The 12344-nt window shown below is 59.8% G+C and carries 14 protein-coding genes and 1 pseudogene (1 of these 15 only partly in view); 11 read left to right on the top strand and 4 right to left on the bottom strand.

Annotation, left to right across the window (positions count from 1 at the left end; genetic code table 11):
* Positions 1-76: 76 nt before the first annotated feature.
* From F4X57_09050 to F4X57_09035, 4 genes are all read left to right on the top strand, one after another.
* Positions 77-1306 carry an exonuclease SbcCD subunit D gene (locus tag F4X57_09050; GenBank protein MYC07302.1) on the top strand — a complete coding sequence of 410 codons (1230 nt, stop codon included), beginning with the start codon at positions 77-79 and terminating at the stop codon, positions 1304-1306.
* A 96-nt stretch (positions 1307-1402) separates the two neighbouring features.
* The gene (locus F4X57_09045; GenBank protein MYC07301.1) at positions 1403-1987 is read left to right on the top strand and encodes a TlpA family protein disulfide reductase; all 585 of its coding nucleotides are present in this window, start codon (positions 1403-1405) and stop codon (positions 1985-1987) included.
* A gap of 68 nt (positions 1988-2055) precedes the next feature.
* Positions 2056-2553 carry a hypothetical protein gene (locus F4X57_09040; GenBank protein ID MYC07300.1) on the top strand — a complete coding sequence of 166 codons (498 nt, stop codon included), beginning with the start codon at positions 2056-2058 and terminating at the stop codon, positions 2551-2553.
* Positions 2554-2657: 104 nt separating this feature from the next.
* Positions 2658-2837 carry a Trm112 family protein gene (locus F4X57_09035; GenBank protein ID MYC07299.1) on the top strand — a complete coding sequence of 60 codons (180 nt, stop codon included), beginning with the start codon at positions 2658-2660 and terminating at the stop codon, positions 2835-2837.
* A 60-nt stretch (positions 2838-2897) separates the two neighbouring features.
* On the opposite strand, the gene folK is transcribed toward F4X57_09035, so the two are convergent.
* On the bottom strand, positions 2898-3419 hold the full coding sequence (gene folK, locus F4X57_09030; protein MYC07298.1) for a 2-amino-4-hydroxy-6-hydroxymethyldihydropteridine diphosphokinase: 522 nt from the start codon (positions 3417-3419) through the stop codon (positions 2898-2900).
* The gene (gene folP, locus F4X57_09025) at positions 3382-4254 is read right to left on the bottom strand and encodes a dihydropteroate synthase (GenBank protein ID MYC07297.1); all 873 of its coding nucleotides are present in this window, start codon (positions 4252-4254) and stop codon (positions 3382-3384) included. The genes folK and folP overlap by 38 nt, the downstream gene beginning before the upstream one ends.
* Before the next feature lie 228 nt (positions 4255-4482).
* Between folP and F4X57_09020 the strand changes: the two genes are divergently transcribed.
* The 7 genes from F4X57_09020 to F4X57_08990 all read left to right on the top strand — a co-directional run bounded on the left by F4X57_09020 (position 4483) and on the right by F4X57_08990 (position 12080).
* The gene (locus F4X57_09020) at positions 4483-6045 is read left to right on the top strand and encodes an acyl-CoA carboxylase subunit beta (GenBank protein MYC07296.1); all 1563 of its coding nucleotides are present in this window, start codon (positions 4483-4485) and stop codon (positions 6043-6045) included.
* The gene (locus F4X57_09015) at positions 6045-6293 is read left to right on the top strand and encodes a hypothetical protein (GenBank protein MYC07295.1); all 249 of its coding nucleotides are present in this window, start codon (positions 6045-6047) and stop codon (positions 6291-6293) included. The genes F4X57_09020 and F4X57_09015 overlap by 1 nt, the downstream gene beginning before the upstream one ends.
* An 83-nt stretch (positions 6294-6376) precedes the next feature.
* Complete coding sequence (locus F4X57_09010) at positions 6377-8272, top strand: pyruvate carboxylase subunit B (protein MYC07294.1); 1896 nt, start codon at positions 6377-6379, stop codon at positions 8270-8272.
* 214 nt (positions 8273-8486) lie between these two features.
* Positions 8487-9695: an isocitrate/isopropylmalate dehydrogenase family protein gene (locus F4X57_09005; protein ID MYC07293.1), complete on the top strand. Its 1209-nt coding sequence runs from the start codon at positions 8487-8489 to the stop codon at positions 9693-9695.
* Between the two features lie 107 nt (positions 9696-9802).
* Positions 9803-10735: a malate dehydrogenase gene (gene mdh / locus F4X57_09000; protein MYC07292.1), complete on the top strand. Its 933-nt coding sequence runs from the start codon at positions 9803-9805 to the stop codon at positions 10733-10735.
* A gap of 76 nt (positions 10736-10811) precedes the next feature.
* The gene (locus F4X57_08995; protein MYC07291.1) at positions 10812-11843 is read left to right on the top strand and encodes a molybdopterin-dependent oxidoreductase; all 1032 of its coding nucleotides are present in this window, start codon (positions 10812-10814) and stop codon (positions 11841-11843) included.
* A 48-nt stretch (positions 11844-11891) separates the two neighbouring features.
* Positions 11892-12080, top strand: a complete 189-nt coding sequence (locus F4X57_08990) for a hypothetical protein (protein MYC07290.1) — start codon at positions 11892-11894, stop codon at positions 12078-12080.
* On the opposite strand, the gene F4X57_08985 is transcribed toward F4X57_08990, so the two are convergent.
* The coding region (locus F4X57_08985) for an ankyrin repeat domain-containing protein (protein ID MYC07289.1) at positions 12077-12344 on the bottom strand (268 nt) is incomplete at its 5' end. The two genes, F4X57_08990 and F4X57_08985, sit on opposite strands and share 4 nt — an antisense overlap.
* A pseudogene (locus tag F4X57_08980) lies at positions 12304-12344 on the bottom strand (hypothetical protein) (it continues 1801 nt past the right edge of the window). The gene F4X57_08985 and the pseudogene F4X57_08980, both read right to left, overlap by 41 nt.

The raw sequence follows: 12344 nt of genomic DNA, 5'->3' as shown, positions 1-12344 counted from the left end.
CTCCCCGTCCCAACCTTCAGACCATACATCAAAAAGTAAGGGATGAAGTTGAGACTGACGAACAGAGCAGGAACAAATGCGCATACTGCATTTCGCTGACATCCACATTGGTGTGGAGAATTACGGCAGGATAGACCCGGAGACCGGGCTGTCGTCGCGGCTCGGCGACTTTCTGCACGCGTTCGACGAACTTGTGGACTATGCGATCGATACGGATGTCGATCTCGTACTGTTCTGCGGCGATGCGTACAGGAGCCGCGATCCGTCGCAGACGCAGCAGCGCGAATTCGCCAAGCGCATTGCGCGGCTGTCCGGCGCAGGCATTCCGACATTTCTGCTTGTGGGCAACCACGACACGCCGCAGGTCATCGCACAGGCGACGGCGCTCGAAATCTTCCCCACGCTGAATGTGGCGAATGTGCACATCGGCGACAGACTGCAAACCTACGCGGTGCAAACTCGCAGCGGTCCTTTGCAGATTGTCGCGCTGCCGTGGATAAAGCGCAGCGACTTCTTGGCGAGCGACGCGGCGCGCGGCATGACGCACCAGCAGATTAACGACGCCATCCAGCGGATGATAGACGATGCCGTGCGTTTTCAGGCGGAGCAGCTTGACGCGAGCGTGCCGGCGGTGTTCGCCGGGCATGTAACCATCGGCCAGTCAACACTGGCATCCGAGCAATCTATGATGCTGGGACACGACCATGTGCTGATGAACAGCAGCGTCGCACTGCCGCAGTTTGAGTATGTCGCGCTGGGGCACGTCCACCGCCACCAGGTATTGAGCCGGAATCCGTATGTGGTCTATTCCGGCAGCCCGCAACGCGTCGATTTCGGCGAGGAAAAGGACGACAAGGGATTCTGCGTAATCGAGCTTGACCCGGACAAGCCGCAAGGCTCACGCTTGACTAGCTTCGAGTTCGTGAAGAATGACGCTCGTCCATTTCTGACTATCGACGTGAAACTCAACAGCGGCGACGATGATCCGACGGCGACGGTCATCAAGGTGATCGAATCCGCAGACTTAGCCGGCGCTATTGTGCGGCTGCGAATCGCGCTGCCCGCCGAACTCGAACCACTGCTGGTAGAAAGCAGCATCCGAGACGCGCTGCGACCGGCGCACCACATCGCGTCCATCGCCAAGGATGTGGCTGACAGGGCGAGAACGCGCCTAGGGGATGAGAACACGCGCGGTCTGACGCCAAAGGACGCGCTGCGCCTGTACTTCGACACGCGCGATGTGCCCAACGACCGCGCCGAAACCCTGATGCGATACGCCGAAGAGCTTATCGCAGAGCGCGAGTAACCGTCTAAACATCAGCCGTGCATGAATCGTTGTGGATAATTACAGCATCACATTTGCACATAAACTTCGGTTGACTACGAATTCGGAGATAGAGATATGCAAAGAAATGTAATGCCGTCAGAGGTCAAAGCGCTGTTAAAGGTACGAAAGCGGCTTGGGCCGGTCGGCTTGCTGTGCCTGACAATGCTGATATTCGCGACGGCGTGCGGCCCAAGCGCGCAGACAGTAGAGCCGGGCAACGGCGCATCAGCAGAAGCAGCGCCGGACTTTGCGCTTACTCTGTTCGGCACGGAGACGCGACAGGCGGGCGAGACGCTGCGGCTATCCGACCTCGCGGGCAAGCCGGTTGTGCTCAACTTCTGGTTTCCATCATGCCCGCCCTGCGTAGCGGAAATGCCGGAATTCGAGCGCGTGTATCAGAGCCACAAGGCAGATGGCGTAGAGTTCGTGGGCGTGCAGCTCGTGGGCATCGACACGGCGGAAGACGGGCAGAACTTCGTGAACGAAGTGGGCGTTACCTACGCGCTCGGCCCGGACGAGGACGACATCATCATGAAGTATCAAGTCAACGGCTTCCCGATGACGGTCTTCATCGACCAAGAGCAGAATATCGTTCGCAAGTGGCAAGGCATCCTGGACGAGGAGAAGTTGGAAGAAATACTCGCAGAAATCGTGCATTAGGGCTGACTCATGCATACTTTCGCGCCGCGTTATTTGGCATATCTGCTTAGCCGCGCGCAGGCTGACATATGAGCCTGTCCGATGCGTTCTTCGTGGTGGTGCGCTGGCTGCACCTGCTGTCCGCGGCGGCGTGGGTCGGCGGCGGCATATTCTACCTTCTCGTGCTGCGACCCACACTGCGCCGCTCGCCGGAAGGTTCGCGGCTCGTCAACGCTGCGGCAGCATCCGAGTTTCGCGCGCTAGTCGAGACCTGCGTCTATGTGCTGATTGCCACGGGCGTCATCCTCACCCTGCACCGCCTGACGCCGGGAGTCGTTGGATTGCCATATGTCGTAACGCTTGGCGTAAAGATTGCTCTGTCAGTCTGGATGTTCGCGCTGGCGTGGTCAAGGCGCAAGCGCACATCGATAACGGAAGCGTTTCGCGAAGAAGCGCCGCCGCCTACGACCCGCCTGCGCAAAACTCTGCGCGCGGTCTCCGGCTACAACACCATCGTCATACTAGGGTTGGCAGTCTTCCTGCTATCGGACATACTGAAGACGCTGTACGAATTGGCATTACGATGATGGTTATGGATGATGGGTAAGCAAGTTAATTCAATCATCGCCCGGAAGAAATCTCGCCATTCGCCTAACGGACGGCCATAACACACGGCATTGGAGAGCAAGAATTGCGCCGCAACCTAATGGACATTCTAGTGTGCCCAGAGTGCAAGGGCGAGCTGAACCTCGTTGTCAGCGTGGAGCAGGACGACGAGGTTGTCGAAGGCAGCCTTAGTTGCGTCGTCTGCGACATCGCCTATCCAATAGAGGACACGATACCGAACATGTTGCCGCCCGCGCTGCGTTGAATAACTTGCGTCGCCTAAGTGCAGGCGACTGCCCCCGGCCCGCGGGCGAATCGCAGCCTTCTAGCGCCATTCCACCCGCTCTATCACATCGGACTGCGCGGGTAGGCTGCGCAGCATCTCGGCGACGGTTAGCCCGTTCACTGGGTGTCTCAGTTGCGGCGCTATGTCGGCTAGCGGCTTTAGCACGAATAGCCTTTCTGTCATACGCGGATGCGGTAGGATGACCGGCGGCGTGTTCAGCACGCGCGGACCGAACAGCAGAATGTCCAGGTCGAGCAAGCGCGGCGCGTTTCGAAATGTGCGGCGGCGCCCGACTTCAGATTCGACTCGCAGCAGGCCTTCCATCAACTCGTAAGGCGTGAGTACCGTCGCCACGCGACACACGGCGTTGTAGAAAGGCGGCTGGTTGCTGAATCCTTGCGGCGCGGTCCTATACATCGGGGACTGCCGAATATCGACCGCGAATTCGCGCATCATATCGACTGCGGCGCGAAGACTGCCCGCAGAATCGCCGAGGTTCGAGCCAAGCCCGATGTACGCTTTGCTAAGCATCAGGTTGCGTCCAACCGCGCACGACAGCATCGCTCATCTTGGCGACGCGCACCATCTCCTTGACATCGTGGACGCGCACGACGTCCGCGCCGTAAGCGACCGAGAGCGCGACCGTCGCCGCTGTGCCATCGAGACGCTCTTCAACGGGCAGGTCTAGCACATAGCCGATTGTAGATTTGCGCGACATGCCCACAAGCAGCGGAGCGTCAAGCACGTGAAACTCGCCGAGCCGGCGCAGTATTTCAAGGTTGTGTTCGGCGGTTTTGCCAAAGCCCATGCCGGGGTCGAGGATGATGTTCTCTGGCTTCACGCCTGCGACAACGGCGTCGTCCGCCATGCTCCTCAGCTGCGCGATTACATCTGGCACCAAGTCGTCATATCGCGTATGCGCCTGATTGTGCATCAGCACTACTGGCGCTCCGGAGTCAGCGGCGACGGCAGCCATATCCGGATCCCGGCGGAATCCCCACACATCGTTTATCATCGCCGCGCCTGCATCCAGTGCAGCATCCGCAACTTCCGCCTTGTATGTGTCAACGCTGATGGGAATGTCCAACACGGGCGCCAGGGCCTCGATTACAGGTATCACCCGCGCCAATTCTTCTTCGGTCGAAATAGGACCGGCGCCGGAATATAGAGATGCCGGTCTAGTTGATTCGCCGCCAATGTCTATTATGTCCGCGCCGTCGTACTGAAAGCGCAACGCCTGCTTGACAGCGCGGTCAATATCGTCGGCAAGCCCATCGCCTGAGAACGAATCCGGCGTCGCATTGAGTACGCCCATGACGAACGTGCGGCAGCCCCAATGAAAAGTGCGATTGCCGATGTTTGTTGGCGCAAGTGGTCTGTCGGTGAATGCGTTCATTCAGCAAACTGTCGTTGACTCGGAAAGTGGGCTTCTTTGACGGAGTTGATTCTAACACAGCGCAAGCTATACCCCGAATCGCTTATCCATATGGGTGCCGCCTGCCATCGGAATTATCTTGCCACTGGTGGCGCTATATGATACCTTTTCACTTGGATATAAGCGCATAAATTGCGCCATACTGGGGCATACAGAAATCGCCCGCAGGATGGCGGAACGGCAGAAGATATGGTTGTTCGCAGAAGAGTTGATGAGGCGCTGGACGACCTCAACGCGAGGCGTGAGCAGGGTCGGTTGGGCGGCGGCGCGCGGCGCATCGAGGCGCAGCACAGCCGCGGGAAGCAGACGGCTCGCGAGCGCATCGACATTCTCTTCGACACGGGCAGCTTTCAGGAGCTAGACGCCTTCGCGCAGCACCGTTCCACCGAGTTCGGCTTGGAAAATCAGCGATCGCTCGGCGATGCGGTTGTTACCGGCTTCGGCACAGTCAACGGGCGGCTCACATTCGCGTATTCGCAGGATTTCACCGTGCTAGGCGGCTCGCTTTCTGAGGTCGTCGGGCAGAAAATCTGTAAGGTCATGGACTTGGCGGCGAACAGCGGCGCACCGATGATTGGCCTCATCGACTCCGGCGGCGCGCGCATCCAGGAGGGCGTGCTCAGCCTAGCCGGATACGCCGACATCTTCCTGCGTAATGTGCGTTCATCCGGCGTGATTCCGCAGATTTCCGTCGTGCTGGGACCTGCAGCCGGCGGCGCAACATACTCCCCTGCACTCACAGACTTCATATTCATGGTGCGCGGCTCCGGGCAGATGTACATCACGGGACCTGATGTCATCAAGGCGGTTACCGGCGAAGAGGTTACGCACGAGCGGCTAGGCGGCGCGGCGGCGCATGCCACACGCAGCGGCGTGGCGCACTTCGCGCATCGCACCGAAGCGGACAGCATAGCCGCCGTGCAAAGGCTGCTTTCGTTCCTGCCGCAGAACAACATGGAAGACCCATCCCGTAAACCGTCATCCGATGACCCGGACAGGCGCGACGCCGAACTGCTGCACATCATCCCTGAAAATTCCAACGCCGCGTACAACATGGCGCACATCATTGAAAGCGTGGTGGACGACGGCGATTTCATGCCGGTGCACGAGACTTTCGCGCGCAATGTCATCGTCGGGTTCGGGCGCATGGACGGCAGAAGTGTGGGCGTGGTAGCGCAGCAGCCATCGCACATTGCGGGCGTGCTGGACATCAACGCATCGGACAAGGCGGCGCGCTTCGTGCGATTCTGCGACGCGTTCAACATTCCTCTGCTGACATTCATCGATGTGCCGGGTTTCATGCCGGGCCTGCATCAGGAACACGGCGGCATCATCCGGCACGGCGCAAAGCTGATTTACGCATACGCCGAAGCGACCGTGCCGAAAATCAGCGTGCTGACGCGCAAGGCTTACGGTGGCGCGTACATCGTGATGAGCAGCAAGGGCTTGCTAGGCGACATCAACTACGCCTGGCCCACCGCCGAGATTGCGGTGATGGGACCGGACGGCGCGGTGAACATTATGCACCGCGCGGAAATACAGGCTGCGGACAACCCGGACGCGCTGCGCGAGCGGCTCGTGCAGGAATACAGCGATCGGCTGGTCAACCCATACATCGCTGCGGCGCACGGGCTGATCGATGATGTGATCGACCCGGCGGACACGCGCAGCAAAGTCAACAGGGCGCTGGACATGCTCGCGAACAAGCGGCAAGAATCCCCGCGCCGCAAGCACGGGATCATTCCGCTGTGATGCGCATCACACGGACGCAGAGCACCGCAAGCGCTGTGGCACCAGGCACGCTCGCGGCAGTCGTCGCGGCTGTGCAGGCGTACCTCGACAACGAGGCGCGCGCTGTGGGGCTGATGGGTGATACGCGAGGCGGCGATGATTCTGGCGACGCCGGCATAAGTGCATGGCGGCGCAGCACAATGCCTGAAGTGTTCGGCAATGGTAGCGCATTCGCGGCGCGTCCACGCTCATGGACGGGACGCTGGTAAACGAGTCTAGCGCTGGCAGAAGACGGCACCGGCATAATACTGGCACTGGCAGACGATAGATTTCGATAGCAAGGGCTGACGATATGGCAGCAAGCGCAGTAAAGATAACCGATACGACATTGCGCGACGGGCATCAGAGTCTGATGGCTACGCGGCTTCGTCTCGAAGACATGGTGGACATCGCGCCCACGATGGACGCTGCGGGCTTCGATGCGATGGAAGTCTGGGGCGGCGCGACATTCGACGCCACCACGCGCTTTCTTGGCGAAGACCCTTGGGAACGACTGCGCGTGCTGAAGAGCTTGATACCCAACACGCCTCTGTCCATGCTGCTGCGCGGTCAGTCGCTCGTCGGCTATCGCGCATACGCGAACGATGTCGTTGACGCCTTCGTGGCGCAGTCCGCGGCTGTCGGCATCGACATCTTCCGCGTGTTCGACGCGCTCAACGACACGGCGAATGTTCAGCGCGCGGCGGCGGCAGTCAAGAATGCCGGCAAACATCTGCAAATGGCGATCTGCTACTCGGTAACCGAAGAAGGCAGGCTCGGCGGGCCGTATTACAACCTAGACTACTATCTCGGCAAGGCGAAGGAATACGAAGCGCTTGGCGCGGATAGCATCTGCATAAAGGATATGGGCGGGCTGCTTGCGCCTTACGACGCCTACACGCTCATCGGCGCGCTGAAGAAGGCTGTCGATGTGCCCTTGCAATTACACACGCACTACACCAGCGGCATGGCGGCGATGTCGGTTCTGAAGGCGATCGAAGCGGGCGTGGACGGTGTGGACACCTGCTGTGCACCACTTGCGCTAAGAACGGCGCAGCCCGCAATCGAGCCTCTATTGTTCGCATTGCGCGGCGGCGAACGGGAGCTGCGCATAGATTTCGACAAAGTGTTGGAAATCGACGACTACTTCGAGAACGTGTTGCCCAAGTATCGCCGAGAATTGCAAAGCGCGCGCGTGGCAGTGATAGACGCTCGCACGCTCGACCACCAGATACCGGGCGGCATGATGAGCAACCTTGTGTCCCAATTGCGCGAAGCGGATGCCATCGACCGGCTCGACGAAGTGCTTGCGGAGATTCCGCGCACGCGCAGGGATATGGGTTATCCGCCGCTCGTGACGCCGTTGAGCCAAATGACAGGCTCACAGGCAGTGAACAACGTACTATTCGGCCGCTATGGGATGGTAACCGGGCCCGTACGCGACTATGTGGCAGGCAAGTACGGCACGCCGCCGGGCGAAGTATCGCCAATTCTGCGCGAAAGAGCGCTTGGCGATGCTCCGAAGGAAGGCGCGGACTATTCGCAATTGCCACCCGAATTGGACGGCGCGCGCGATGCCGTCAAGCACATGACGGACAACATCGAAGACGCCCTAATCTACGCGCTGTATCCGACAACCGGCATGACATTTCTGCGAATCAAGCACGGGCTCGACCCAATGCCGGACGAGATGAAGCCACGCACCGATACGGACGACGACGGCGCAGCAACAGCCTCACCACAAACCGACAGAGAACGCAGCCCGGATGCGCGCGTCTTCAACGTGTACGTGGACGGCGCACATTTCGAGGTGGAAGTAGAGCCGCACGCGAACGATAGCGGTGCGGTTGTTCAGACAGCTACTGCGCGCGCAACCACGGTGAGCATGGAACGCCGGTCGCGCCGGCAAATGGCAGAAGATGCTGCACCTACACCCGAGCCAAAATCGCAGCGAGAATCGGCGTCTGCAAGCCCGGCTGCCGTAGCAGCGAACGAAGTTGCGGTGATCGCGCCGATACCGGGTGTAGTGCTGCGATACGCCGTCGAAGAGGGGCAACCGATCACGGAGGGCGACGACTTCGTGGTGCTGGAAGCGATGAAGATGGAAAACACACTGCCCGCACCGGCAAGCGGCACGGTGAAGGCGCTAGTCGCCGATATTGGCGCAACCGTCGCGCGAGACGCCGTTCTCGCCGTCATATCGACATAGGTGATTCACTAAGAATACGTTTCCCTGGCGATATTCGCGCAAGACACATCACACAGAGCATTAACGCCCCGCGATTCGCATCACCAAGAATAGATATTAGGAATAAGTCAAAGGTATCAGTCAAAGGCATAACGCATAACGCATTCGGCGATAGGCAATCGGCAATACACTATCAGCATACTGGCAACGCTGCCGGTAAGCGAAAGGAGTCGGCGTGGACAACACACAATCAATCGAAGCTGCGAAAGAGCACTTCGGAACTGTCTTGCAGCAGCAACTGGAGCGTGCCGAGCGTCTGAAAGAAGAAGGCGACTGGGTTGACTATTCCGATGTCAGCCCCATCATCATTGGCATGCTGGGCGGCGACGGCATTGGCCCCACCATCAGCGCGGAAACGCAGACCGTCTTAGAGTACCTGCTGCGCGACGAAGTGGCGTCCGGCAAGGTTGAGTTCAGAGTCATCGACGGGCTGACCATCGAGAATCGCGCCGCGAAGATGCAATCCATCCCGGACGATGTTCTCGCCGAAATCAAGCAGTGCCATGTAACGCTGAAGGGTCCGACCCACACGCCTGAACAAGGCGACGGTTGGCCGAACATCGAGAGCGCGAATGTGTCAATGCGCAAGGAATTGGACCTATTCGCCAATGTGCGACCGGTGCGCGTTCCCAGCCAAGGCATTGACTGGACATTCTTCCGCGAGAACACAGAAGACATGTACGCGGTCGGCAGTCAGGGCTTGAACGTGTCCGACGACCTCGCGATTGACTTCCGCGTAATCACCAGTCAGGGCGCCGAGCGCATCATCGACGCGGCGTTCGCGCACGCGCAGCGCACAGGCAGAGAGCGTGTTACGATAGTAACCAAGGCGAATGTCGTCAAGACGACCGACGGCAAATTCCTGGACACCGCGCGAATGGTCAGCGAGCGGTACCCCGGCATCGAATGGGACGGCTGGTACATTGACATTATGACCGCCGCGCTCATCAATCCGGCACGGCAGAAGGACTTCCAAGTTCTAGCGTTGCCGAATCTGTACGGCGACATCCTGACCGACGAAGCGGCGCAGATTCAGGGCGGCGTAGGCACGGCGGGAAGCGCGAACATCGGCAAGCGATACGGCATGTTTGAGGCGATTCACGGCAGCGCGCCGCGAATGGTCGAGACCGGCAGGGCACACTTCGCCGACCCGAGCTCGCTGGTGCGCGCAGGCGCGATGATGCTAGAACACATCGGTTTCGAAGCGCTGGGCGGCAAGTTGCACAAGGCGCTGGACATCTGCGGGCAGTACGAGCGCAAGATGGTGATGACGGGTCGCGATACCGGCGTTACGAGCGCCGAGTTCGGTAAGTACATCATGGAAACCGTCGAAGACCCGAATGTCGAAGCGCGCTGGGACGAATATGTCGCGGCACAGGGCTAGACGCTAGGTCGCGGGTATCGACAGGCCCCCTTGCGGCGCGAATGTTAGCGCTCAAGGGGGCGGCGCTTGAAACGAACACACGGACAGAAGCCGGGAGAATATAGACAATGCGAAGCAAAGTAACGGTGGTGGGCGCGGGCAATGTCGGAGCGACGACGGCACAGCGCATATTCGACAGGGGATACGCCGATGTCGTCCTCGTGGACATCGTGGACGGGCTGCCACAAGGCAAGGCGCTTGATATTCTGGAGTCAGGACCCGTGCTCGGCTCGGACGCCACCATAGTGGGCACGAACGGCTACGAAGAGACCACCAGCTCGGATATCGTAGTCATCACATCGGGAATCGCACGACGACCGGGCATGAGCCGCGACGACCTGCTGCTGACAAATATGCGCATCGTCGGAAGTGTGGTGGAAGAAGTGGTCAAGCACTCGCCGGAATGCATCATCCTGCCGGTTACGAACCCGCTTGACGCGATGGCGCAGCGCGCGCATCAGGTCAGTGGATTTCCGAAGAACCGCATCGTGGGCATGGCGGGCATCCTCGACACTGCGCGTTTCCGCACCTTCCTCGCCGAGGAGTTAAGCGTATCCGTCAACTCCATAGAAGCATATGTATTGGGCGGGCACGGCGACACGATGGTGCCGGTCGTAGGCAGCACAACGGTCGGCGGCATTCCCGTCGCCAACCTGATCGAAGCGGACCGCCTCGAAGAGATTGTGCAGCGAACGCGAGACGGCGGCGCTGAAATCGTCAACTACCTGAAGACCGGCAGCGCGTACTATGCGCCGTCCGCGGCCATCGCGCAGATGGTCGAGGCGATTCTGCTGGACAAGAACGAGATTTTGCCCTGCACCGCGCTGCTCGAAGGCGAGTACGGCGTCGATGGTCTGTTCGTCGGTGTGCCGGTCAAGCTCGGCGCGAGTGGCGTTGTCGAAGTCATCGAGTTCGACCTGAACGATGACGAGATGGCGGCGCTGAAGCACTCCGCAGACGCCGTGCAGGAGCTCGTCGATGTGATGGCGAACGAGGGCTAATCGCGGCTGGCATAAACGCGACTAGACAGCAAGCAAGCATAGACAAGCAGCCCGAAGTTGACAGGGAGAACGGGATGTGAGATTTCCGTGGGCGAACACCCTGCTCTTGGCGCTCATCGGCGTGGAGTTGGTGAGCGGCTTCTTCGGGCTTGTGTCGAACTCGCCGGACGAGGCGGTGTTCATACTCGCGCACAGAATCGCTGGCTGGGGCATCGTGGCGGTTCTTGTGTGGAAGGCCGCTAATGTAATCCGGTCATTGCGCTGGCATCGCAGCGCTGCGCCGCGCACGGCGTCCATCGTCCTGGCGGTCGCCCTGCTGGCAACGCTTGCACTGGGCTTTGCGTGGTCGTTCGTCGGTCCGTATTCCTACTGGCTGTTCAGCGGCGTCAGCTGGCACATATACATCGGCGCACTGCTGCTCCCGATACTCATCTGGCACTCGCTCTATCACACGCGTGGTTTCCCGCTGCGATTCTGGGTGGACAGGCGCACATTCCTGCGATTCGCGGGTCTGGCAATAGCATCTGCGGCGCTATGGCGCGCAGGCGAGGTGGCAGCGAGTGTCGGCGGGCTAAGCGGCGCCACACGGCGTTTCACCGGCTCTTACGAAGCGGGCAGTTTCACCGGCAACGCATTTCCACTGACATCGTGGCTGAACGATAATCCGCGCCCAATCGACGCAGACGCTTGGCGACTGAACATCGGCGGCGCCGTGGCGAACCCGACGAGCATACGCTACGCTGACATCACGGACGCCGAGACTACGACCGCGACCGCGACGATAGACTGCACCGGCGGCTGGCATTCCACGCAGATATGGCGCGGCATTGCGCTCTCCGATCTACTTCGCGCGGCGCAGCCGGACAAAGACGCGGCGAGCGTAACGGTGCGCTCGGTTACCGGATACTACCGCCGTTTCTCGATGTCAGAAGCGAACGAGTACATCCTTGCGACGCATGTCGGCGACGAGCGACTGTCGCACGGACACGGCTTCCCATTGCGGCTAGTGGCGCACGACAAGCGCGGCTTTGAGTGGGTGAAGTGGATAACCGAGATAGAAGTCAACCGCACCGGCAAGTGGCTGCAACCGCCCCTGCCTTTGCAATAGACGAGGCTAACAGGATAAACGGGATTGATAGGATAAGGTGCGAATCAGATGGCAACCGAAGAGCAGATACAGGTGGTGATGAACGCGCTGGCTGATCCGATACCCTGCCCCGAATGTGGTGTGCGGGTGCGCTTTGGGGACCTAGAATGCCCGCGCTGCGGCGAAGACATCTACGACGACCTGAAGGCGTGGGCGGAACGGGTGGTGGATGAGGTGATTATCTCTGAATCGAACTAGGCACCAGCAGATATGAGTATGCTGACTATTTCAGTATAACCGTTTACAGTCGCAGCGTGCAGAGGCGTAATGCCGTCGTGATTGCCTGAATTAAAATCAGCGCCGGCAGTGATGAGTGCTCTAGCTATTTCGGTATGACCGTTCGCAGCCGCACCAAGCAGAGGCGTAACACCATCCTGATTACTAGAATTGAAATCGGCACCGGCATCGATGAGTGCTCTAGCTATTTCGGTATGACCGTTCGCAGCCGCACCAAGCAGAGGC

Source organism: Chloroflexota bacterium (assembly GCA_009840355.1).
Lineage (GTDB): Bacteria > Chloroflexota > Dehalococcoidia > Lucifugimonadales > JADFKI01 > Bin90.
This window is presented reverse-complemented; position numbering and strand designations above follow the sequence as displayed.